Source organism: Pseudomonas synxantha BG33R (assembly GCF_000263715.2).
In the GTDB taxonomy this organism is placed as follows: Bacteria; Pseudomonadota; Gammaproteobacteria; order Pseudomonadales; family Pseudomonadaceae; genus Aquipseudomonas; species Aquipseudomonas synxantha_A.
This window is the reverse complement of record NZ_CM001514.1, coordinates 795,474-816,808: the sequence shown is the minus strand read 5'-3', so window position 1 is coordinate 816,808 and position 21,335 is coordinate 795,474. Positions and strand designations below refer to the sequence as shown.

Genomic DNA, 21,335 nt, shown 5'->3' with positions numbered 1-21,335 from the left:
CCCACACGAATTGCTTGATTCAGTTGTTAAAGAGCGGTTGGTTAAGATCTTTCGTCTCAACCGAGGCGCGCATTCTACAGCAGCCTCATTTGCTGTCAAGTGATTATTTTCAGAAGCTTTCGAAGATTTCTTCAACAACTTCAACCACTTGCGCTTAAGATCTCTCCGAAGCGGGAGGCGAATTCTACAGCGTTACACGCTGCTGTCAACACCTCTTTTTCAACTTCCTTTTGGCTTCGATGAACTGAAGCAACTTGCTGTCGAAAACTGCGTAACTCATTGTTTACCAAGGAGTTTTCCGTTTCGACTGCGCCGGAAGTGGGGCGAATTATAGGCTTCCAGAATCTGCCGTCAACCTTCTTTTTCACATTTCTGTCATATCGGTCGAAAATGCCTTAGAAACGCGAAAGCCGGCCTCAAGGGGGCCGGCTTTCGCTTACCGAGTCTTACAGACTAGGGAAGGCGAACTGCGACGCTTCATGACTGGCCCGTTGCGGCCAACGCTGAGTGATCGCCTTGCGACGGGTATAGAAACGCACCCCGTCCGGCCCATAGGCGTGCAAGTCGCCAAACAGAGAGCGCTTCCAGCCACCAAAGCTGTGATACGCAACCGGCACCGGCAACGGTACGTTAACCCCTACCATGCCGACCTCAATCTCATCACAGAACAGCCGCGCCGCTTCACCGTCACGCGTGAAGATGCAGGTACCGTTGCCGTATTCATGATCGTTGATCAGTTGCATCGCCGCTTCCAGGCTATCCACCCGGACCACGCACAGCACTGGCCCAAAGATCTCTTCCTTATAGATACGCATCTGGGGGGTAACACGGTCAAACAGACTGCCGCCAAGGAAAAATCCTTGTTCATGCCCGGCAATACTCAAGCCGCGACCATCAACGACCAGCTCTGCACCCGCCGAAACACCCTCTTCTATATAGCCACTGACCTTATCCCGTGCCTGCCCCGTCACCAACGGGCCCATATCCAGGCCACAGGAGGTGCCCGCCCCGATCTTCAGCGCCTTGACCTGCGGCACCAGCTTGGCGATCAACGCGTCCGCCACCTGGTCGCCCACGCACACCGCCACCGAGATCGCCATGCAACGCTCGCCGCAAGAGCCATAAGCCGCGCCCATCAAGGCACTCACGGCGTTGTCCAGGTCTGCATCCGGCATCAGCACCGCATGGTTCTTCGCCCCGCCCAACGCTTGCACACGCTTGCCGCGCTTGGTCGCTTCGCTATAGATGTATTCGGCAATCGGCGTCGAGCCTACAAAGCTCAAGGCTTTAACTTCCGGCGCTTGAATCAATGCGTCCACCGCGCCTTTGTCGCCGTGCACCACACTCAGTACGCCTTTAGGCAGCCCAGCCTCCTGCAACAGTTGCGCGATCAACAACGTAGAACTCGGATCACGCTCCGAAGGTTTGAGGATGAAACAGTTACCGCACACAATCGCCAGCGGGTACATCCACAGCGGCACCATCGCCGGGAAGTTGAACGGGGTGATACCCGCCACCACGCCCAACGGCTGGAAGTCCGACCATGCATCAATGTTCGGCCCTACGTTGCGGCTGTATTCACCCTTGAGAATCTCCGGTGCCGAGCACGCGTACTCCACGTTCTCGATCCCACGCTTGAGCTCACCCGCCGCGTCCTCCAGGGTCTTGCCATGTTCTTCGCTGATCAACTGCGAGATCCGTGCTTCGTTCTGCTCCAGCAGTTGCTTGAAACGGAACATCACCTGGGCACGCTTGGCCGGAGGCGTATTGCGCCAGGCCGGAAACGCCGCCTTGGCTGAGTCAATCGCCTGTTGAATGGTTTCACGACTGGCCAACGGCACCTGGTGAATCACCTGGCCGGTAGACGGGTTATAGACGTCGGCACTACGACCGCTGTCGTTGACCAGCTCACCATTGATCAAATGCTGGATAAGGCTCATGCAGGGCTCCTGAAAAATTGTTCTATATAGAAGGAGAAATCAGTCGATCTTGTTCAGCACTTCGCCGACCGCGTCAAACAGACGGTCCAGGTCCTGCGGCTTGCTGTTGAAGGTTGGCCCGAACTGCAGGGTGTCGCCGCCAAAACGCACATAGAAACCGGCCTTCCACAATGCCATGCCGGCCTCGAATGGACGCACGATGGCATCCCCATCACGCGGGGTAATCTGGATAGCACCGGCCAGGCCGTAGTTGCGAATGTCGATCACATTCTTGCTGCCCTTCAAACCGTGCAGCGCATTCTCAAAGTGCGGTGCGACTTCGGCTACGCTCTGCACCAGGTTTTCTTTCTGCAACAGGTCCAATGCCGCCAAGCCCGCCGCGCAAGCCACCGGGTGCGCCGAGTAGGTGTAACCATGGGGAAATTCCACCGCGTACTCCGGCGTCGCCTGGTTCATGAAGGTCTGGTAGATCTCGCTGCTGGCAATCACCGCGCCCATCGGAATAGCGCCGTTGGTGACTTGCTTGGCGATGCACATCAGGTCCGGGGTCACGCCGAAGCTGTCGGCACCGAACATTGAGCCGGTGCGGCCAAAGCCTGTGATCACTTCGTCGAACACCAAAAGGATATTGTGCTGGTCGCATATTTCGCGCAGGCGCTTGAGATAACCCTGCGGTGGCACCAATACGCCAGCTGAACCGGCCATCGGCTCGACAAACACCGCTGCGATGTTCGACGCGTCATGCAGCTCGATCAGCTTGAGCAACTCATCGGCCAAGGCAATACCGCCCTGCTCCGGCATGCCCCGGGAGAAGGCGTTGCTGGTCAGCAAGGTGTGAGGCAGGTGGTCGACATCCATCATCGCCTGGCCAAACAGCTTACGGTTACCGTTCACACCGCCCAGGCTGGTACCAGCGATGTTCACGCCGTGGTAACCACGGGCGCGACCAATCATCTTGGTCTTGGTGGCCTGACCTTTGAGGCGCCAGTAGGCCCGCACCATCTTCACCGCCGTATCGGCACATTCAGAGCCCGAATCGGTGAAGAACACATGATTCAGGTTGCCTGGGGTCAGGTCGGTGATCTTTTCCGCCAACTGAAAGGACAACGGATGACCGTATTGGAAGCCTGGGGAGTAGTCCAAGGTGCCCAATTGCTTGGCGACCGCCTCCTGGATTTCCTTGCGCGTATGCCCGGCGCCACAAGTCCACAGGCCCGACAACGAATCATAAACCTTGCGCCCCTTGTCATCGGTCAACCAACTGCCTTCAGCGGCCACGATCAGGCGCGGGTCGCGCTGGAAGTTGCGGTTGGCGGTGTAGGGCATCCAGTGCGCATCCAGCTTGAGTTGGCTGGCCAGGGTCGATGGGGCGTTTTCGGGCATGTTCATCAGCAAAACCTCGCAAGGCAAAAGGCAGCGTCGGGATTGAAAAAGCTTGGTTGCAGCTAAATTGCCACGGGGATAAAGTCGGTGAAATCCAACTCTTCTAACCTTCAGTCAGGACTTCACTAAACTATGAGCAGCCGTCGTCCCGACCCTTTGGCCCAAGTCAGCGACTTCGACATTCGCTTGCTGCGCATCTTTCGCAGCGTGGTGGAATGCGGCGGCTTCTCGGCGGCAGAGACCGTGCTCGGCATCGGCCGCTCGGCCATCAGCCAGCAGATGAGCGACCTGGAGCAGCGGCTCGGCCTCAGACTTTGCCAACGCGGCCGCGCCGGTTTTTCCCTGACGGAGGAAGGCCGCGAGGTTTATCAATCAGCCCTGCAATTGTTGAGCGCCCTGGAAAGCTTTCGCACCGAGGTCAACGGCCTGCACCAGCATTTGCGCGGCGAGTTGATCATCGGCCTCACCGATAACCTCGTCACCCTGCCGCATATGCGCATCACTCACGCACTGGCGCAATTGAAGGAACGCGGCCCGGACGTGCAGATCCAGATCCGCATGATCGCCCCCAATGAAGTGGAACAAGGTGTACTTGATGGCCGTCTGCATGTCGGCGTGGTGCCCCAGGCCAGCGCCCTGTCGGGTCTGGAATACCAACCGCTGTACAGCGAGCGCTCACTGCTTTATTGCGCGGTCGGGCACCCGCTGTTTTATGCCGACAACAAACAACTCGATGACGAGCGCATCGACAGCCAGGACGCCATCGCCCCTACCTTTCGCCTCCCCGCAGAGATCCAGGCCCACTACCAGGCGCTCAACTGCACGGCCAGCGCTTCGGACCGTGAAGGCATGGCGTTCCTGATCCTCACTGGCCGCTATATCGGCTACTTGCCCGATCACTACGCCAGCCTGTGGGTGCAACAAGGCCGACTGCGCGCGCTGAAACCGGCTACACGTTTTTACGATTTGAGCCTGGCATCGGTCACGCGCAAAGGCCGGCGCCCTCATTTGGTGCTGGAAAGTTTCCTTGAAAGCCTGGCCGCGACGCGCTAACTCGGGCCTCACGCAAAAAGCTGAGCACATGGACAGCTTTTTGCAAGGCACAGGGACCTTGAACCGTCCGCCTCGAGTCTACCCGCCATGCCACCAGAATCTGCCAGCCCCAGCGACCTGATCTACGGCCTCAACGACCGCCCCAAACCACTGCCGGCTCTATTGGCAGCACTGCAACATGTGCTGGCGGCGTTCGTCGGCATCATTACTCCGCCGCTGATCATCGGCTCCACGCTCGGCCTCACCGCCTACCTGCCCTACCTGATCAGCATGGCGCTGATGGTGTCCGGCGTAGGCACGTTCATCCAGGCACGCAGGCCGTATGGTATCGGCGCCGGTATGATCTGCCTGCAAGGCACTAGCTTTGCGTTTCTCGGCGCGGTGTTGGCGTCAGGCTTTCTAGTCAAGCAACGCGGCGGCAGCCCGGAAGACATTCTGGCGATGATCTTCGGCGTGTGCTTCTTCGGCGCGGCGGTACAGATCGTGTTGAGCCGCTTCATTGGCCAACTGCGTCGTGTCATCACCCCCCTTGTAACGGGGATCGTCATCACGTTGATCGGCATCAGCCTGATCAAAGTGGGGATTACCGACCTCGGCGGCGGTTTTAATGCGCCAGACTTCGGCGCCCCTGCGAACCTGGCACTCGGCCTGTTCGTGGTACTGACAATCATCCTGCTCAACCGCTCCAATACCCCGTGGGTACGCTTGAGCGCCATTATCATCGGCCTGGCCCTGGGGAGCCTCGCGGCGTGGTTCAGCGGTAAACTGGTGCCCCAAGCCCTGCCCGACTTGCCCTTGATCAGCCTGCCGATGCCGTTCCGATTTGGTTTCAACTTTGACTGGAGCGCTTTCCTGCCGATTGCGCTGATTTATCTGATCAGCAGCATCGAAACCGTCGGCGACCTCACGGCCAATTGCATGATCGCCCGCCAACCCATCAGCGGTGCATCTTATATAAGCCGGCTCAAGGGCGGCGTGCTGGGCGATGGCGTGAGCTGCATGATTGCCGCCACCTTCAGCGCGTTCCCCAACACCACCTTTGCCCAGAACAATGGCGTGATCCAGCTCACCGGCGTGGCCAGCCGTTACGTCGGTTTGTATATAGGTGTGCTGCTGTTCTGTCTGGGCCTGTTTCCATTGATCGGCGCCGTACTGCAGCAAATCCCCAAGCCGGTGCTGGGCGGCGCGACCCTGGTGATGTTCGGCAGCGTGGCCGCCGCCGGCGTGCGTATCCTCGCCCAGGCGCCGCTGGATCGACGCAGCATGTTGATCATTGCCACCTCGTTTGGCGTCGGCCTGGGTATCGCCGCTCAACCCAACTTGCTGCACCTGATGCCGACACTGGTACAGAACCTGTTCGACTCGGCCATCACCAGCGGCGGCCTCACCGCCATCGTATTGTGCCTGTTGCTGCCGGAAGCCAAGGCGAGTACATGCGCTACAAACCCAACAGCGCAAAGCGAAAGCCTGGAGCCGCTTTGACGGTTTTATTGCATCAGGACTTGTCTGAGGCTTGAGGGTGGGTTATCTGTGCACACGTCGCCTTTATCGATCAGCACGGAAACCTCCATGAGCCTCGAAGTTCCTGCCCACAGCAACCACGCCGGTAAACCCGCCAGCCGCATTCGGCAAAAGAACGAACAAGCTATTCTCCAGGCTGCTGAAGATGAATTCGCCCGCCATGGCTACAAAGGCACCAGCATGAACACCATCGCTGCCAGTGCCGGGCTGCCCAAGGCCAATTTGCACTACTACTTCACCAACAAGCTGGGCCTGTATATCGCGGTGCTCAGCAATATCCTCGAATTATGGGACAGCACCTTCAACGCGCTGACCGCCGAGGATGACCCGGCCGTGGCGCTTGCGCGCTACATCCGCACCAAGATGGAGTTCTCACGGCGCCAACCACAAGCCTCGCGGATCTTCGCCATGGAGATCATCAGCGGCGGCGAATGCCTCACCGAATATTTCGGTCAGGACTATCGCGCCTGGTTCAGTGGCCGAGCCGCGGTGTTCCAGGCGTGGATCGACGCCGGCAAAATGGACCCCGTCGATCCCGTGCACTTGATCTTCCTGCTGTGGGGCAGCACCCAGCACTACGCCGACTTCGCCACCCAGATCTGCCGAGTCACCGGTCGCACCAAGTTGACCAAGCAGGACATGGAAGACGCCGGCACCAACCTGATCCATATCATTCTCAAAGGCTGCGGCATCAAGCCGGCCCTATAAACGAAGCGAGTTATGTCTTTTACGCTGACAGGCTTTTGTGAGTTTCGTGAAGAAATACGCAAAAGCCGCTTTATCACCTTGGCGGCGCCGATCACCAGCCCGCCGGACGCCCAGGCGTTTTTCGAGCAGCACAGCGACCTGAACGCCACGCACAACTGCTGGGCCTGGAAGCTAGGCGATCAATACCGCAGCAACGACGACGGCGAACCCGGTGGCACCGCCGGGCGACCGATCCTCGCGGCTATCGAGGCCCAGGGGTTCGATCAGGTCGCGGTGCTGGTGATCCGCTGGTACGGCGGCATTCAATTGGGTACGGGCGGACTCGCCCGCGCCTACGGTGGTGGCGCAAACAAATGCCTGCAAAATGCCGAGCGCATCGAACTGATCAGCCGTGTGCCCCTGAGCTGCGCCTGTGGGTTCTCCGAGCTGAATCTGGTGAAGCTGCGCGTCGCCGAACTTGGCGGTTTGGTGCTGGAAGAAACCTTCACCGCCAACGGCGTAGAGCTACACCTTGCACTGGCAGAGGCACACATCGATACCTTACAAACCCAGCTCGCCGACCTGAGCCGTGGGCGCATCCTGCTGCAACGCTGAAACTGCTACTGTTATGCGCTGAACTCCCTGAACCGCGATTTCAAAGGAAGCCTTCATGTCTACGCCAAAAACCGCACTGATCATCGGCGCCTCGCGCGGGCTAGGCCTTGGCCTGGTCAAGCAACTGCTCCAGGATGGCTGGGACGTCACCGCCACCGTGCGTGATCCGCACAAGGCCGATGCCCTCAAAGCTGTGGGCCCGGTGCAGATCGAGAAATTGGATATGGACGATCAGCAAGCCGTGATCGCCCTGGCCCAACGCTTGAAAGACCGCACCTTCGACCTGCTGTTCGTCAACGCCGGCGTCAAGGGCCCGGCGAACCAGGAGCCAGGCCACGCCACCCTCGCAGAGGTCGGCCAGCTGTTTTTCACCAATGCCGTGGCGCCGATCAACCTGGCCCAGCGCTTTGTCGGGCAGATCCGCAAAGACACCGGCGTGCTGGCGTTCATGAGTTCGGTGCTGGGCAGCGTGACCATTCCCGACGGTTCGGACCTGGCGCTGTACAAGGCCAGCAAGGCTGCCCTCAACTCAATGACCAACAGCTTTATCACCCAGTTGGGCGATCACAAGCCGACGGTTCTGTCGCTGCATCCGGGCTGGGTGAAAACCGACATGGGCGGCGAGAACGCACATATCGATGTCGACACCAGCGTGCGCGGCCTGGTGGATCAGGTAAATGCCTACACCGGCAAGGGCGGCCATCACTTCGTGGACTACAAGGGCGACACCATCGCCTGGTAACCCCCACAACTGTAGGAGCGAGCTTGCTCGCTAAGAACGCCCAGGCACTGCGTAAAACCAGACTACCCGCGTCATCGTTGACGATTTTCGCGAGCAAGCTCGCTCCTACAAAGGTAAACTGCGCACCTCGCCCTCCCCGGCGACCCTGGATCAGCAGACAGGGCAACACTGAGCTGGCAAACCTGAACCCATCATTCAGAGGAGCCGGCCAATGCCTGCGACCCGTATCTGGTTAAAAAAACCCCTCGCGATTTTCACTGCCAATGGCCTCGATGCCCGTGGCGGCCTGGTGCTGCAAGACGGTGTGATCACCGAAGTGCTGGCCCAGGGCCAAGAACCGGCACACCCCTGCGCGCAGGTGTTCGATGCTCGCGAACATGTGGTCCTGCCCGGGCTGATCAACACTCACCATCATTTCTATCAAACCCTCACCCGCGCCTGGGGCCCGGTGGTCAACCAGCCGCTGTTTCCCTGGCTGAAAACGCTGTACCCGGTATGGGCGCGGCTTACCCCGGAAAAACTCGCCCTGGCCAGCAAAGTCGCCCTGGCTGAATTGCTGCTGTCAGGCTGCACCACGGCGGCCGACCACCACTACCTGTTCCCCGATGGTTTGGAAAACGCCATTGATGTGCAGGTAGCCAGCGTGCGCGAACTGGGGATGCGCGCCATGCTCACCCGCGGCTCCATGAGCCTGGGCGAAGCCGATGGCGGCCTGCCACCGCAGCAGACCGTGCAACAAGGCCAGGTCATTCTTGACGACAGCCAGCGCCTGATCCGCGAATATCACGAGCGGGGTGACGGCGCGCAGATTCAGATTGCCCTGGCTCCGTGCTCGCCGTTTTCCGTCACCCCCCAGATCATGCAAGCCAGCGCCGAATTGGCCAACCGCCTGGATGTGCGCCTGCATACCCACTTGGCGGAAACCCTCGACGAAGAAGACTTCTGCCTGCAACGCTTCGGCCTGCGTACCGTGGATTATCTCGACAGCGTCGGCTGGCTCGGCCCACGCACCTGGCTGGCCCATGGCATTCACTTCAACCCGGATGAAATCGCACGCTTGGGCGCCGCCGGTACGGGGATCTGCCATTGCCCAAGCTCCAACATGCGCCTGGCTTCCGGTATCTGCCCGACCCTGGACCTGCTTGCCGCCGGCGCGCCCATCGGGCTGGGCGTGGACGGCTCGGCGTCCAACGATGCCTCGAACATGATCCTTGAAGCGCGTCAGGCCCTGTACATTCAGCGCCTGCGTTATGGCGCAGAAAAGATCACCCCAGAAGGCGTGCTGGGCTGGGCAACCAAAGGTTCGGCACAGTTGCTGGGCCGAACGGACATCGGTGAATTAGCCGTAGGCAAACAGGCTGACCTGGCATTGTTCAAACTCGATGAACTGCGTTTCTCCGGAAGCCACGATCCGATTTCAGCGCTGCTGTTGTGCGGTGCGGATCGGGCGGATCGAGTGATGATCGGCGGCAAGTGGCGGGTGATCGACGGCCAAGTCGAAGGTCTGGACCTGAAAGGCTTGATCGCCGATCACACCCAGGCGGCTCGCCAACTCATCGCCGGCACCTGAGCCAGGCGCCGATCAAAATGTGGGAGCGGGCCTGCTCGCTCCCACATTGGGTCTACGGCGTCATCAAAAACAGTTACAGCCCCAACAGCGACAACATGATAAAAGTCGCAAACAACACGAAATGGGTCATCCCCTCGATGGCATTGGTTTCGCCATCGTTGAGGTTGATCGCGCTGACAATCAGCGTGATAAACACCATCACCGTCTGCACCGGCGTCATCGCCATCTGGAACGGCTGGCCGCTATAGAGCGCCATGGCTTCCATCACCGGCACCGTCAGGATCACCGTAGACAACGAAGCACCCAACGCGATATTCACCACCGACTGCATACGGTTGGCCAATGCAGCGCGCAATGCCGTCAGAATTTCTGGCGCGGCCGAGATAGCCGCCACCACAATCGCCGTGATCACCGGCGGCGCGCCCGTGCCTTCCAGGCCCAGATCCAGGGTTTTGGACATCACCTCGGCCAACGCGCCAATCACAATCACGCCAAACACCAACGTGCCTATCGAGAACGCGAGGTTAACGGGCGGTGTGTGTTCTTCTTCGGTTGATTTCTTGCGGCGTTTTTCCGGGTAGCTGTAGCTGAAGAAATAACTGTGTGGGCCTACCTGCATCCTCAGGAACAAGGTGTAGAGCACCACCATCGCGCCAATGGTGAAGGCCGAGTAAATTTTCCAATCGGCCTCGGGGATAAATTCCGGCACCACCATCGACACGCCCATGGCGGTGAGGATCATCACGCTGTAGGTGCGCGCCGAGTCATCGTTGTAGGACTGTTCGCCATGCTTGATGCCACCCATCAAGGCGGCCAGGCCGAGAATACCGTTGATATCCAGCATCACCGCCGAGTAAATGGTATCGCGCACCAGGGTGGGTGATGGCTCGTTGCTCATCATGATCGCCAGGATCACCACTTCCACCAACACGGCCGCGAGGGTCAGGATCATGGTGCCGTAGGGGTCGCCAACCTTTTCTGCCAACTGCTCGGCGTGGTGGGCTACGCGCATTGAGGCCATTACGATAAACGCGATCAGCGCAGCACCGGCCAGCAGGGCCACCAGTTGCCCACTGTGGAGCATCCAGTGCTCCAGCGGATAAGCCGCAATGGCGGCAATCAGCGCCAGCAGCATGAATTTTTCTTGCTTGAGGTGTGTGAGCATTACGGGCCTTTTCGTGCAGCGAATCAGTCATTGATGGGGTACAGACTGCGCCAAGCCGCTAACGTTTCGTTACACCTTAGTTCAGCTCACTCTTGCGTGAGTGACACAAATACTCTCCTGCTGGTCAGGTTTTGCCGATTATTTCAGCCATGGCCTGTAGAATGCCGCCATTGCACCTGATGAGATTTTAACTATGTACGATTGGCTCAACGCCCTGCCCAAGGCTGAACTGCACCTGCACCTGGAGGGTTCGCTGGAGCCTGAGTTGCTGTTCGCCCTGGCCGAGCGCAACAAGATTGCGCTGCCGTGGAACGACGTCGACACCCTGCGCAAGGCCTACGCCTTCAACAACCTGCAAGAGTTTCTCGACCTGTATTACAAAGGTGCCGATGTGCTACGCACGTCCCAGGATTTCTACGACCTGACCTGGGCCTACCTGCTGCGCTGCAAGGCCCAGAACGTGATCCACACCGAACCGTTCTTCGATCCGCAAACCCACACCGACCGTGGCATCCCGTTCGAAGTCGTGCTGAACGGCATCGCCGCTGCGCTTAAAGATGGCGAGCAGCAACTGGGCATCACCAGCGGCTTGATCCTCAGCTTCCTGCGCCACCTGAGCGAAGCCGAAGCCGAGAAAACTCTCGACCAGGCCCTGCCGTTCCGTGACGCGTTCGTGGCCGTGGGCCTGGACAGCTCGGAAATGGGTCACCCGCCGAGCAAGTTCCAGCGCGTGTTCGACCGTGCCCGCCACGAAGGCTTCCTCACCGTCGCCCACGCCGGCGAAGAAGGCCCGCCCGAGTACATCTGGGAAGCGCTCGACCTGCTGAAAATCCAGCGTATCGACCACGGCGTGCGTGCCATTGAAGATGAACGTTTGATGCAGCGCATCATCGACGAACAGATCCCGCTGACGGTATGCCCGCTGTCCAACACCAAACTCTGCGTGTTCGACGACATGGCCCAGCACAACATTCTCGACATGCTCGAGCGTGGCGTGAAAGTCACCGTAAACTCGGACGACCCGGCCTACTTCGGCGGTTATGTCACCGAGAACTTCCACGCGCTGCACACCTCCCTGGGCATGACCCAGGACCAGGCCAAACGCCTGGCGCAGAACAGCTTGGATGCACGTTTGGTAAAACCATAACCGAACAAGCGCTGCTCAACATGTGGGAGGGGGCTTGCCCCCGATGGCGGTGGGTCAGTCACAGATGTGTTTACTGACACGCCCTCATCGGGAGCAAGCCCCCTCCCACATAGGTTTTGCGCTGATCTTTAGATTTGGGTGAGCTCTTCCAGCGTCTTGCCCTTGGTCTCCATCCCGAACACCCACACCACCAGCGCCGCCACGGCAAAGCACAACGCGCCCAAGGCAAATACCCCGCCCTGCCCGGTTATCGGAAATACCAACCCGGTCACCAACGGCCCCAGCAACGAGCCTACGCGGCCAATCGCTGACGCAAATCCGGAACCTGTAGCTCGCGCCGAAGTGGGATATAGCTCCGGCGTGTAGGTGTACAGCACCGCCCACATGCCAAACAGGAAAAACTGCATCAACAGCCCGGAGGTGATCAGCAGGGCCACATTGCCGCCAAACACAGCACTTTGCCCATACAGAAACGCCATCACCCCGCCACCCAGCAGCGTCACCACGCACACCGGTTTACGCCCCCAGCGCTCGACCAGCCAGGCCGCCATCAAAAAGCCGGGGATCCCGCCCAGGGAAATGATCACCGTGTAATACACCGACTGGGTCACGGCGAAACCCGATTGCTGCAATAGCGCGCTCAACCACGACGTCAGCCCGTAGAACCCGAGCAAGGCAAAGAACCACACGCTCCAGATCATCATCGTGCGTTGGCGGTACTGCGCCGACCACAGCTGCTGGAACGCAGAAAAGAATGTACCCGGCGTACTCTCTACCCATGGCAGGACCATCGGCTCCGGCAAATCGGCGCGGCCCAGGGAATCGCGTACCTTCTGCTCGATACCCAGCAATACCTTGTCCGCCGCTTCGTGGCGCCCGGCCTGTTCCAGCCAACGCGGCGACTCCGGAATAAAGAAGCGGATGGCCAACACAAACACCGCCGGTACAGCCAACACCAGGAAGATGTCGCGCCAACCAATCACCGGCAGCAAAAAGTACGACAGCACCCCGGCGGCTACAAAGCCCAACGGCCAGAAACCATCCATCAACGCAATGTAACGCCCGCGCCGTTTGGCGGGAATCAACTCCGACAGCATCGACTGAGCAATAGGAAACTCCATGCCCATGCCAATGCCCAACAGGATCCGAAACAACGTCAACGCCTCCACCGTCTGCGCCGTGGAGCACAGGTAACTGGCCACGCCCCACAACACGATGCTCCACTGAAACACCGGTTTGCGCCCAAAGCGATCCGCGAGCATTCCAGAAAGAGAAGCACCCACCACCATGCCGAAAAAACTCGAACTGGCCAGCAACCCGGCCTGGGCCGTGCTCAAGCCAAACTCGGTTTTGATCGAGCCCAACAGAAAGGTCATCATCGCCAAGTCCATGGAGTCGAAGAAAAACGCCAGGGCAATGATGATGAAGATGACTCGGTGGTAGCCGCTGATGGGCAACCGTTCCAGCCGCTGCGCTGCGCTATAACCCTGCCTGACCATGCCGCATCCCCCCGTATGAAAAATCCCCTTGGCGAGTGTGCGGCATCGTTTGTCCAGGCTATTGCTGGATGCGACCTGATTGCAGCTCTGAACGACGCGCTTAACGTGCCGCCAGCCGGCTGATCTCCCTGAGCCCTGCCTCGTTGATTGACAAGGCACGCGACTCGTTGATCACGCTGATCCAGTTGGCCTGCAGAAACAGCTGCATCAACCCCGCCCCCAACGCTCCGCCCAGATGCGGTTGCTGCTGGCTCCAGTCGAAACAGTCGCACACCAGCGGCGCTGCCAGGGCCTGGATAAAAATTCCCAGGTCCGCCAAATGCTGCGCGCCCTTGACCGTAACCTCGGTACGCTGCTCATGGCGCTCGAACCATCCGGCCTCAAGCATCCGTTGATACAACTGCGCCGCCAACTCGCCGCCGAGATGGCCGTGACACCAGCGGGCACGGCGCAACAACTGCGGTGCCATCAGTACCGGCGGCAAGGCTTGCGGTGTGCTGCGCGCCGCGCTGGCCATGGTGGTGCTGGCCAGCGCATCAATGGCGGCACTCACATCCGCAGCCGCCACGCGAAACAAGCGCTTGCCACGTCGGGCCTCGATCCGCAGCAGACCGCTGCCGGTCAGCCGCGCCAAATGGGCATTGGCCGACGCCGGCGACAACCCGGCCAGCGTTGCCAGCTCTTCTGAAGACTTCGCCGAACCGTCCATCAGGGCCCAAAGCATGGCCGTGCGTTTGGGCTCGGCCAGCAAGCTGGCGATCTGACTGATGCAAGGTGCTGCTTCCATGTATTCACTCCCTGTAAGATCATTTTTCTGCTGCGGTTGACGCCAAAGTATAGGTGCGCACGCCCCAGCTTCCGCGGCCTCCGACAGCTCGGATCAGGACAGGATATGAGTGAAATTTCCGATCGTTACGCAGGCTATTGCCAAGTCGCCGTCAGCCCGGTCGTTGCGCCGTCAAGGTCGCACACCGGGACACGAGCATGTCCCGCAGCAGATTGATGGGTTTGCTCAATTGCGCACGATGGGCACATAGCAAGTTGAGCGGTGTGCGCTCGCCCTGCAGCTGCGGCAGGATCAAACGCAAGCGCCCGGCCAGCACATCGGTGCTGATATCCAGCCAGGACTTGTAAGCGATACCCATGCCCGCCACCGCCCAGCGCCGCACCACATCGGCGTCATCACTGAACCGGTCACCACTGACCGTCAGGCTCACGTGGCGCTTGCCGTCATAAAACCCCCAATGGTCATGCACCCGGCTGCCGAGCATGTAGAGCAGGCAATTGTGCTGGGCCAGTTGCTCCAGATGCTGGGGTTCGCCATGCCGGGCGAGGTAGCTCGGCGCGGCGCACAGCACACGAATATTGTCCGGGGCGATGGGCAGAGCCACCAGGCTGGAATCCTCGGGCTCACCATAGCGCAGGGCAATGTCCACTGGCTGACGGAACAGGTCGGCAATGCGATCGCCCAGCAACAGGCGCACGTTCAGTTGCGGGTGTTGCTGCTGGAACTCATCCAGCCACGGCAGCAGCTGGTTGCGACCGAAATCCGACGGCGCCGACAATTGCAGCACGCCGCTCACATGATCCTGGCCACTGGCCAATAAGCGCCGGCCATCGTCCAGCGCGCTTAGTGACGCACGCGCATATTCCAGGAAGCCCTCGCCCTCGGCGGTCAGGCGCAGGCTGCGTGTGGAGCGCGCCAGCAAACGCGTGCCCAGTTGCTGTTCGATACGCTTGAGCGCGGCGCTGGCCACTGCCGGTGACAGGTCCATCACCCGTGCCGCCGCCGACAGGCTGCCCAGGTCCGCAGCACGTACAAACAACTGCAAATCATCAAAACGCAGCATGGAATTCCGCCCATTATCAAAATTTGGTTGAAACAGACTGCTGTTTTAGCCGCTTTTATCTGCGTAGGAAATAGCCAATCATCTGCCCATCCCGTTCTTAGCTATATCACTCTGACCTTTTACCGGAGCCCTCATGAAAGCCATTGCCTACTACACGTCATTGCCGATCAATGATCCAAAATCCCTGCAAGATATAGAGCTGCCGGAGCCCGTGGCCGGCCCGCGCGACCTGCTGGTGGAAGTCAAAGCCATCTCGGTCAACCCGGTGGACACCAAGGTGCGCCACAACGTCGCCCCGGAAAATGGCGACGCCAAGGTGTTGGGCTGGGACGTGGCCGGTGTGGTCAAGGCGGTCGGCAGCGATGTGACGCTGTTCAAAGCCGGTGACAAGGTGTTCTACGCCGGCTCCCTGGTGCGCCCAGGCGGCAACAGCGAACTGCATACGGTCGATGAACGCATCGTCGGCCATATGCCCAAAAGCCTGGGGTTTGCCGAAGCGGCCGCGCTGCCGTTGACCGCCATCACAGCGTGGGAACTGCTGTTTGAACGTTTGCAAATACCCGAAGGCAAGGAAGATCACGGCCAGAGCCTGCTGATCGTCGGCGCTGCCGGCGGCGTGGGGTCGATCCTGACCCAACTGGCCAACCAACTCACGGCGCTGAAAGTCATCGGTACCGCCTCGCGCCCCGAGACTCAGGAATGGGCCAAAGCCTTGGGCGCCCACGTAGTGATCGACCACAGCCAGCCGCTGAGCGAAGCGCTGAAACAGGCAGGCCTTGGGCAAGTGACCCACGTCGCCAGCCTGACCCAAACCGAGCATCACCTGGATCAACTGGTGGAAGCGCTGCAACCCCAAGGCAAGCTGGCGTTGATCGACGACCCCAAGGCGCTGGATGTAAGCAAGCTCAAGCGCAAGAGCCTGTCGCTGCACTGGGAGTTCATGTACACCCGCTCGATGTTCGAGACGCCCGACATGATCGAGCAGCACAACCTGCTTAACCGCGTGGCCGATCTGATCGACGCCGGCACCCTGAAAACCACGGTGGGCGAGCATTTCGGTGTGATCAATGCAGCCAATGTGCGCCGTGCCCACGCGCTGCTGGAAAGCGGCAAGGCCAAGGGCAAGATCGTGCTGGAAGGGTTCTAAAAAACGCTGTCAGTGTCGTCCGTTATACGTGTAGGTAATGGACGACACCATTAGTCCGAGAGTTGATCTTCGTCATATTTGTGAGGGGATTCGGGTTTATATTGGCCGCCTTTGCCACGATTCTTTTACGTGAGGAAGTCAGCAATGAAAATCCTGATAAAAGCGTTAGCAAAATCCCCAGGCAAGCTATGGCAAGTTCGTCTCGACGGCGAAGCCATCACCTTCCGCAGTGAAGCCGAGGCCCGCGCCTTCGTTGACACCCTGCAAGCGCGGATCCAGGCCCCCCACCGTTTCCCCCTCGGCCAGCAGCGCTCTGCCGCTGGCTGACCCGTCTATCAGACCTGCGCCTGCGTGGCCCTTGCCCGTTGCAGGCGCTGGGTCGACATTGCAATCGTTACCGCCAGCACGCCGCACAAGCTGATGACCATGGCCATCGGCATCGCCGTACCATCATGCAACACGCCGACCAGCGACGCCGCACCCGCCGCCACGCCGAACTGGATACACCCGAGCAACGCCGAGGCACTGCCCGCCCGTGCGCCTTGCCCGCTCATGGCACAGGCCGAGGTGTTCGGCAAAATGCAGCCCAGGCTGGCGATGCAGATAAATAGCGGCACCAGCAACGGCCACAGCGCCTCAGTGCGCAGCGCGGCAATCCCCAGCAGCGTCAACGCCGCCGCCACGTAGACCCACACCGTACGCGACAGCAAAAACGCCGGGCCACGCTTGGCCAGCAACCGCGCATTCAACTGCGCCACCAGGATAAAGCCGGCGGCGTTGGAACCGAACAGCCAGCCGTAATGCTCGGCAGGCACGCCGTAGAGTTTGATAAATACGAAGGGGGAGCCGGCGATGTAGGCAAACATCCCGGCAATCGAGATGCCGCCGGTCAAGGCATAGCCCAGGTACACGCGGTCCGACAACAGCGAGCCGTAGCGGCGCAACGAACCAGACAGTGGCTGGCGCGGCTGATCGGCCGGGAAGGTTTCCGGCAAGCCGACTGCCACGGCGATAGCCGCCATCACGCTGAACAACGACAGTGCCAGGAAAATCGACTGCCAGCCCCACACCCCGACCATCAGCCCACCCGCCAATGGCGCAAGGATCGGCGCCAGGCCGGTGACCAGCATCAGTTGCGAATACACCTTGGCCGAGCCCACTGCGTCGCACTTGTCACTCACCACCGCCCGGGAAATCACCATGCCCGCGCAACCACCAAGGGCCTGCACGAAACGCGCACCGATCAGCCACTCCAGCGACGGCGCGTAGGCACAGGCGAAGGATGCGATGGTAAACAACGTGACGCCGCTGAGCAGCGGCACGCGCCGACCGAAACGGTCAGCCAGCGGGCCGTAGATCAATTGACCGATAGCCAGGCCGGCGAAATACACCGCCAGGGTCAGTTGGATATGTTTTTCGTCAGTGGCAAAGGCCGTGGCCATGGCCGGAAAGCCTGGCAGGTAGAAGTCGATCGCCAACGGCGCGAAGGCGCTCAAGGCGCCCAGAATCAGGATTATGCGAAGGTTCATCAGACACCCAAGTGAGTCGGCAGCTCGACAGTCTAGCCGCGCTTGGGTGCCGTGAACATTACGTTAGGTCGCTAACGATCAGAAAAAATCACGCCAGTTTGGCGGTGTAGCCCTCCTCGGTGATCAGTTGGATGACCTTATCCGAGGGCAGACTGCTTGCCACGCGCACTTCTTTAGCGCCCAAATCTACTTCGACACTCGCCGCCGCATCCTTGCTCTGTACCGCCTGGGTCACCGCTCGAACGCAATGGCCACAGGTCATTCCTTCAACACTGAATATTTGCATGACATGACTCCTTTGATGAGGTTGGGCACAGTGTCAACCTTGCCACGACGGCAAGGTCAAGTTTCAAAAAAATCGGCCGGGCTGGTATTCGCAGGCGACGTCGGCCAAGCTTCAACTTTCCTCGCTGTGAACCATGGAGCATTCGCCATGCGCTGGTCGTTTTTTGCCCTTGCCGGCCTGATGAGCTTGTCTGCCGTTGTGCCCCCGGCACTCGCCGCTGAAGATTATGCGGTGCTGATCATTTCCCGCGAACGCCTGGAAGTACCCACCAATTGCGAAATCGGCCTGTATCTTCAGGACCAACTGGCCGGACGCCTGTTCCAGGAACAAGCCACCTCGTTCAATCTGCCCGCAGGTAACGTGTCGCTGCGCCTCAAGCTATTGCCAGGCCAGTCCCCGGGCTGCCAGCCAGGGATGCTGGCGCCAGCGGCGCAGAACATTACGTTGAAAGCCGGTGATGTCCGCAAATTGCGTATTGCCCAGGGCCAGGACGGCATGTACCTCAAACCTGCCGCATTGGAATACTGAAGACGCTTGACCTTCCCCACAGGTTAAGGTTGATCCTAGTGGCAACTTCTTCTGGAGGACTGCCCCATGAATGGATCCACCACATTTGACCTGCCCATCGGCGGCATGACCTGCGCCAGCTGTGCCGGCCGCGTCGAACGCGCGCTGGGCAAGGTGCCGGGGGTGCAGCGCGTGAGCGTCAACCTGGCCAACGAACGCGCCCACATCGAAGTGCTCGGCCAGATGGACGCCAGCGTACTGCTCGCCGCAGTCGACAAGGCCGGCTACACCGCCACCCTGCCACAAAGCGAAACCGCCACCGAAGCCGACCAGGCCGGGCGCCTGCGCCGCGAGCGCTGGGCGCTGGTGGCGGGGATTGTGCTGGCGCTGCCCCTGGTGCTGCCGATGCTGGTAGAACCCTTCGGCCTGCACTGGATGCTCCCGGCCTGGATACAGTTCGCCCTGGCCACACCGGTGCAATTCATCCTCGGTGCGCGCTTCTATGTTGCCGCCTGGAAAGCCGTACGCGCCGGCGCCGGCAACATGGACCTGCTGGTGGCAATCGGCACCAGCGCCGGCTACGGCCTGAGTATCTATGAATGGCTCACCGCCGCCCCCGGCGTGACGCCGCACCTGTACTTCGAAGCTTCAGCGGTGGTCATCGCTCTGGTGCTGCTGGGCAAATACCTGGAAAGCCGCGCCAAGCGCCAGACCGCCAGCGCCATCCGCGCCCTTGAAGCCTTGCGTCCGGAACGAGCGATCCGCGTGCTGGATGGCCGCGAAGAAGACGTCGCGATCAATGCCTTGAAGCACGGTGACCTGGTGCTGGTCAAACCCGGCGAACGCTTCCCGGTGGACGGCGAGGTGGTGGAAGGCCAAAGCCATGCCGATGAAGCGCTGATCAGCGGCGAAAGCCTGCCGGTGCCGAAACAGCCCGGCGACCCGGTCACCGGTGGTGCCATCAACGGTGAAGGCCGTTTGCTGGTGCGCACCCTGGCCCTGGGCGCGGAGAGCGTGCTGGCGCGCATCATCCGCCTGGTCGAAGACGCCCAGGCCGCCAAGGCACCGATCCAGAAACTGGTGGATAAAGTCAGCCAGGTGTTCGTACCGGCCGTGTTGGTCTTGGCGCTGATCACCGTAGTGGGCTGGTGGTTGTATGGCGCATCGCTGGAAACCGCGATCATCAATGCGGTCGCCGTGCTGGTGATCGCCTGCCCTTGTGCCCTGGGCCTGGCCACGCCGACCGCGATCATGGCCGGCACCGGCGTCGCAGCACGCCACGGTATTCTGATCAAGGATGCCGAAGCCCTGGAACGCGCCCATGCCGTGAGCGCCGTGGTGTTCGACAAGACCGGCACCCTGACCTCCGGCGCGCCAAAAATTGCGCACCTGGCGGCGGTGGACGGCGATGAAGCCCTCTTATTGCAACAGGCCGGCGCCTTGCAACGCGGCAGTGAACACCCGCTGGCCAAAGCCGTGCTGGATGCCTGCCAAGAGAAAGGTCTGGACGTGGCCGATGTGAGCGCCAGCCAATCCCTGACCGGACGCGGCATTGCCGGTACGCTGGACGGTCGCCCACTGGCGCTGGGCAATCGACGCCTGCTGGAGGAAACCGGTCTGGACGCAGGCGATTTGGCTCAGCGTGCCAAGGAATGGGAAGCCGAAGGCCGCACCTTGTCCTGGCTGATCGAGCAAGGTGCGCAACCGCGTGTACTGGGCCTGTTTGCGTTTGGCGACACCCTCAAGCCCGGCGCACTTGAGGCGGTGCAACAACTCAAGGCGCAGCACATCAGCAGCCACCTGATTACCGGCGATAACCACGGCAGTGCACGGGTCGTGGCGCAGGCGTTGGGGATCGATGACGTGCACGCCGAAGTGCTGCCGGCCTACAAAGCTGCCGCCGTTGCCGAGCTGAAAAAAACCGGGGTGGTGGCCATGGTTGGCGACGGTATCAACGATGCCCCGGCGCTGGCCGCTGCCGATATCGGCATTGCCATGGGCGGCGGCACCGATGTGGCCATGCACGCCGCCGGTATCACCCTGATGCGCGGCGACCCGCGCCTGGTGCCAGCCGCGCTGGAGATCAGCCGCAAGACTTATGCAAAAATTCGACAGAATCTGTTCTGGGCCTTTGTGTATAACTTGATCGGCATTCCCCTGGCCGCCTTCGGCCTGCTCAACCCGGTACTGGCTGGGGCTGCCATGGCCTTGTCCAGCGTCAGCGTGGTGAGCAATGCACTGTTGTTGAAAACCTGGAAACCCAAGGACCTGGAGGATCAACACCCATGAACATCGGCCAAGCCGCCCGCACCAGCGGGCTGAGTGCAAAGATGATTCGCTACTACGAATCCATCGGCCTGCTGAAAACGGCCCATCGCACCGATAGCGGCTACCGTGTGTATGGCCACGACGACCTGCACACCCTGACGTTTATCAAGCGCTCGCGGGACCTGGGGTTTTCATTGGAAGAGGTCGGCAAGCTGCTGACCTTGTGGGAAGACCGGCAGCGGGCCAGCGCCGACGTAAAAGCCCTGGCGCGCCAGCACATAGACGAGTTGAACCACAAGATTCGCGAGCTGGGGCAACTGCGCGACACCTTGCAGGACCTGATGGAGCACTGCCAGGGCGATCATCGACCCGATTGCCCGATACTCAAGGAATTGGCAGCGGGCAACTGCTGCGCCTGACCGGATA

At 60.4% G+C, this 21,335-nt stretch carries 20 protein-coding genes; 12 read left to right on the top strand and 8 right to left on the bottom strand.

From position 1 onward, the window contains the following. Nucleotides 1-446: 446 nt before the first annotated feature. Together PSEBG33_RS23430 and PSEBG33_RS23435 are read right to left on the bottom strand one after the other, a co-directional pair. The gene (locus PSEBG33_RS23430) at nt 447-1,940 is read right to left on the bottom strand and encodes a CoA-acylating methylmalonate-semialdehyde dehydrogenase (protein ID WP_005784494.1); all 1,494 of its coding nucleotides are present in this window, start codon (nt 1,938-1,940) and stop codon (nt 447-449) included. 39 nt (nt 1,941-1,979) lie between these two features. Beyond that, on the bottom strand, nt 1,980-3,329 hold the full coding sequence (locus tag PSEBG33_RS23435) for an aspartate aminotransferase family protein (protein WP_005784493.1): 1,350 nt from the start codon (nt 3,327-3,329) through the stop codon (nt 1,980-1,982). Nucleotides 3,330-3,455: 126 nt separating this feature from the next. On the opposite strand from PSEBG33_RS23435, the gene PSEBG33_RS23440 reads away from it, so the two are divergent. The 6 genes from PSEBG33_RS23440 (at nt 3,456) to PSEBG33_RS23465 (ending at nt 9,511) form a co-directional block, all read left to right on the top strand. Continuing rightward, nucleotides 3,456-4,376: a LysR family transcriptional regulator gene (locus PSEBG33_RS23440; RefSeq protein WP_003188270.1), complete on the top strand. Its 921-nt coding sequence runs from the start codon at nt 3,456-3,458 to the stop codon at nt 4,374-4,376. 87 nt (nt 4,377-4,463) lie between these two features. Continuing rightward, entirely contained in the window at nt 4,464-5,858 is a 1,395-nt protein-coding gene (locus tag PSEBG33_RS23445; RefSeq protein ID WP_005784492.1) for a uracil-xanthine permease family protein, read from the top strand. 87 nt (nt 5,859-5,945) lie between these two features. Then, nucleotides 5,946-6,605 carry a TetR/AcrR family transcriptional regulator gene (locus PSEBG33_RS23450; protein WP_005784489.1) on the top strand — a complete coding sequence of 220 codons (660 nt, stop codon included), beginning with the start codon at nt 5,946-5,948 and terminating at the stop codon, nt 6,603-6,605. Nucleotides 6,606-6,617: 12 nt separating this feature from the next. Then, the gene (locus PSEBG33_RS23455) at nt 6,618-7,199 is read left to right on the top strand and encodes an IMPACT family protein (RefSeq protein WP_005784487.1); all 582 of its coding nucleotides are present in this window, start codon (nt 6,618-6,620) and stop codon (nt 7,197-7,199) included. Nucleotides 7,200-7,254: 55 nt separating this feature from the next. Beyond that, the gene (locus tag PSEBG33_RS23460; protein WP_005784485.1) at nt 7,255-7,941 is read left to right on the top strand and encodes an SDR family oxidoreductase; all 687 of its coding nucleotides are present in this window, start codon (nt 7,255-7,257) and stop codon (nt 7,939-7,941) included. A 211-nt stretch (nt 7,942-8,152) separates the two neighbouring features. Then, nucleotides 8,153-9,511, top strand: a complete 1,359-nt coding sequence (locus PSEBG33_RS23465; protein WP_005784483.1) for an 8-oxoguanine deaminase — start codon at nt 8,153-8,155, stop codon at nt 9,509-9,511. Between the two features lie 73 nt (nt 9,512-9,584). Here the strand turns inward: PSEBG33_RS23465 and PSEBG33_RS23470 are convergent, their stop codons facing one another. Continuing rightward, entirely contained in the window at nt 9,585-10,676 is a 1,092-nt protein-coding gene (locus PSEBG33_RS23470; protein WP_005784481.1) for a calcium:proton antiporter, read from the bottom strand. Between the two features lie 193 nt (nt 10,677-10,869). Between PSEBG33_RS23470 and PSEBG33_RS23475 the strand changes: the two genes are divergently transcribed. After that, on the top strand, nt 10,870-11,823 hold the full coding sequence (locus PSEBG33_RS23475; RefSeq protein WP_005784479.1) for an adenosine deaminase: 954 nt from the start codon (nt 10,870-10,872) through the stop codon (nt 11,821-11,823). 128 nt (nt 11,824-11,951) lie between these two features. Here PSEBG33_RS23475 and PSEBG33_RS23480 read toward each other — a convergent pair whose 3' ends face one another. The 3 genes from PSEBG33_RS23480 to PSEBG33_RS23490 all read right to left on the bottom strand — a co-directional run bounded on the left by PSEBG33_RS23480 (nt 11,952) and on the right by PSEBG33_RS23490 (nt 15,172). Further along, on the bottom strand, nt 11,952-13,322 hold the full coding sequence (locus PSEBG33_RS23480; RefSeq protein WP_005784477.1) for an MFS transporter: 1,371 nt from the start codon (nt 13,320-13,322) through the stop codon (nt 11,952-11,954). A 100-nt stretch (nt 13,323-13,422) separates the two neighbouring features. Next, a complete protein-coding gene (locus PSEBG33_RS23485; protein WP_005784475.1) occupies nt 13,423-14,109 on the bottom strand; it encodes an ArsR/SmtB family transcription factor in 687 nt (228 codons plus the stop codon). A 151-nt stretch (nt 14,110-14,260) separates the two neighbouring features. Continuing rightward, nucleotides 14,261-15,172 carry a LysR family transcriptional regulator gene (locus PSEBG33_RS23490; RefSeq protein WP_005784473.1) on the bottom strand — a complete coding sequence of 304 codons (912 nt, stop codon included), beginning with the start codon at nt 15,170-15,172 and terminating at the stop codon, nt 14,261-14,263. A 133-nt stretch (nt 15,173-15,305) separates the two neighbouring features. On the opposite strand from PSEBG33_RS23490, the gene PSEBG33_RS23495 reads away from it, so the two are divergent. Both PSEBG33_RS23495 and PSEBG33_RS23500 read left to right on the top strand, forming a co-directional pair. Beyond that, a complete protein-coding gene (locus PSEBG33_RS23495; protein WP_005784471.1) occupies nt 15,306-16,319 on the top strand; it encodes a zinc-binding alcohol dehydrogenase family protein in 1,014 nt (337 codons plus the stop codon). 144 nt (nt 16,320-16,463) lie between these two features. Then, nucleotides 16,464-16,646 (top strand): hypothetical protein, encoded by a 183-nt coding sequence (locus PSEBG33_RS23500; RefSeq protein WP_005784470.1) that lies wholly within the window; start codon nt 16,464-16,466, stop codon nt 16,644-16,646. 8 nt (nt 16,647-16,654) lie between these two features. Here the strand turns inward: PSEBG33_RS23500 and PSEBG33_RS23505 are convergent, their stop codons facing one another. Beyond that, the gene (locus PSEBG33_RS23505; RefSeq protein ID WP_005784468.1) at nt 16,655-17,848 is read right to left on the bottom strand and encodes a multidrug effflux MFS transporter; all 1,194 of its coding nucleotides are present in this window, start codon (nt 17,846-17,848) and stop codon (nt 16,655-16,657) included. Between the two features lie 88 nt (nt 17,849-17,936). Continuing rightward, complete coding sequence (locus PSEBG33_RS23510) at nt 17,937-18,134, bottom strand: heavy-metal-associated domain-containing protein (RefSeq protein WP_005784465.1); 198 nt, start codon at nt 18,132-18,134, stop codon at nt 17,937-17,939. Nucleotides 18,135-18,281: 147 nt separating this feature from the next. Between PSEBG33_RS23510 and PSEBG33_RS23515 the strand changes: the two genes are divergently transcribed. The 3 genes from PSEBG33_RS23515 to cueR all read left to right on the top strand — a co-directional run bounded on the left by PSEBG33_RS23515 (nt 18,282) and on the right by cueR (nt 21,328). Continuing rightward, a complete protein-coding gene (locus PSEBG33_RS23515) occupies nt 18,282-18,662 on the top strand; it encodes a hypothetical protein (RefSeq protein ID WP_005784464.1) in 381 nt (126 codons plus the stop codon). Between the two features lie 66 nt (nt 18,663-18,728). Next, nucleotides 18,729-20,930 (top strand): heavy metal translocating P-type ATPase, encoded by a 2,202-nt coding sequence (locus PSEBG33_RS23520; protein WP_005784462.1) that lies wholly within the window; start codon nt 18,729-18,731, stop codon nt 20,928-20,930. Next, nucleotides 20,927-21,328 carry a Cu(I)-responsive transcriptional regulator gene (gene cueR, locus PSEBG33_RS23525; RefSeq protein WP_003188242.1) on the top strand — a complete coding sequence of 134 codons (402 nt, stop codon included), beginning with the start codon at nt 20,927-20,929 and terminating at the stop codon, nt 21,326-21,328. The genes PSEBG33_RS23520 and cueR overlap by 4 nt, the downstream gene beginning before the upstream one ends. Nucleotides 21,329-21,335: the final 7 nt, after the last annotated feature.

Excerpts from the sequence above, each read along its gene's own strand:
- PSEBG33_RS23430 (WP_005784494.1), bottom strand. The coding sequence starts at position 1,940 with ATGAGCCTTATCCAGCATTTGATCAATGGTGAGCTGGTCAACGACAGC.
- PSEBG33_RS23435 (WP_005784493.1), bottom strand. The coding sequence starts at position 3,329 with ATGAACATGCCCGAAAACGCCCCATCGACCCTGGCCAGCCAACTCAAG.
- PSEBG33_RS23440 (WP_003188270.1), top strand. The coding sequence starts at position 3,456 with ATGAGCAGCCGTCGTCCCGACCCTTTGGCCCAAGTCAGCGACTTCGAC.
- PSEBG33_RS23445 (WP_005784492.1), top strand. The coding sequence starts at position 4,464 with ATGCCACCAGAATCTGCCAGCCCCAGCGACCTGATCTACGGCCTCAAC.
- PSEBG33_RS23450 (WP_005784489.1), top strand. The coding sequence starts at position 5,946 with ATGAGCCTCGAAGTTCCTGCCCACAGCAACCACGCCGGTAAACCCGCC.
- PSEBG33_RS23455 (WP_005784487.1), top strand. The coding sequence starts at position 6,618 with ATGTCTTTTACGCTGACAGGCTTTTGTGAGTTTCGTGAAGAAATACGC.
- PSEBG33_RS23460 (WP_005784485.1), top strand. The coding sequence starts at position 7,255 with ATGTCTACGCCAAAAACCGCACTGATCATCGGCGCCTCGCGCGGGCTA.
- PSEBG33_RS23465 (WP_005784483.1), top strand. The coding sequence starts at position 8,153 with ATGCCTGCGACCCGTATCTGGTTAAAAAAACCCCTCGCGATTTTCACT.
- PSEBG33_RS23470 (WP_005784481.1), bottom strand. The coding sequence starts at position 10,676 with ATGCTCACACACCTCAAGCAAGAAAAATTCATGCTGCTGGCGCTGATT.
- PSEBG33_RS23475 (WP_005784479.1), top strand. The coding sequence starts at position 10,870 with ATGTACGATTGGCTCAACGCCCTGCCCAAGGCTGAACTGCACCTGCAC.
- PSEBG33_RS23480 (WP_005784477.1), bottom strand. The coding sequence starts at position 13,322 with ATGGTCAGGCAGGGTTATAGCGCAGCGCAGCGGCTGGAACGGTTGCCC.
- PSEBG33_RS23485 (WP_005784475.1), bottom strand. The coding sequence starts at position 14,109 with ATGGAAGCAGCACCTTGCATCAGTCAGATCGCCAGCTTGCTGGCCGAG.
- PSEBG33_RS23490 (WP_005784473.1), bottom strand. The coding sequence starts at position 15,172 with ATGCTGCGTTTTGATGATTTGCAGTTGTTTGTACGTGCTGCGGACCTG.
- PSEBG33_RS23495 (WP_005784471.1), top strand. The coding sequence starts at position 15,306 with ATGAAAGCCATTGCCTACTACACGTCATTGCCGATCAATGATCCAAAA.
- PSEBG33_RS23500 (WP_005784470.1), top strand. The coding sequence starts at position 16,464 with ATGAAAATCCTGATAAAAGCGTTAGCAAAATCCCCAGGCAAGCTATGG.
- PSEBG33_RS23505 (WP_005784468.1), bottom strand. The coding sequence starts at position 17,848 with ATGAACCTTCGCATAATCCTGATTCTGGGCGCCTTGAGCGCCTTCGCG.
- PSEBG33_RS23510 (WP_005784465.1), bottom strand. The coding sequence starts at position 18,134 with ATGCAAATATTCAGTGTTGAAGGAATGACCTGTGGCCATTGCGTTCGA.
- PSEBG33_RS23515 (WP_005784464.1), top strand. The coding sequence starts at position 18,282 with ATGCGCTGGTCGTTTTTTGCCCTTGCCGGCCTGATGAGCTTGTCTGCC.
- PSEBG33_RS23520 (WP_005784462.1), top strand. The coding sequence starts at position 18,729 with ATGAATGGATCCACCACATTTGACCTGCCCATCGGCGGCATGACCTGC.
- cueR (WP_003188242.1), top strand. The coding sequence starts at position 20,927 with ATGAACATCGGCCAAGCCGCCCGCACCAGCGGGCTGAGTGCAAAGATG.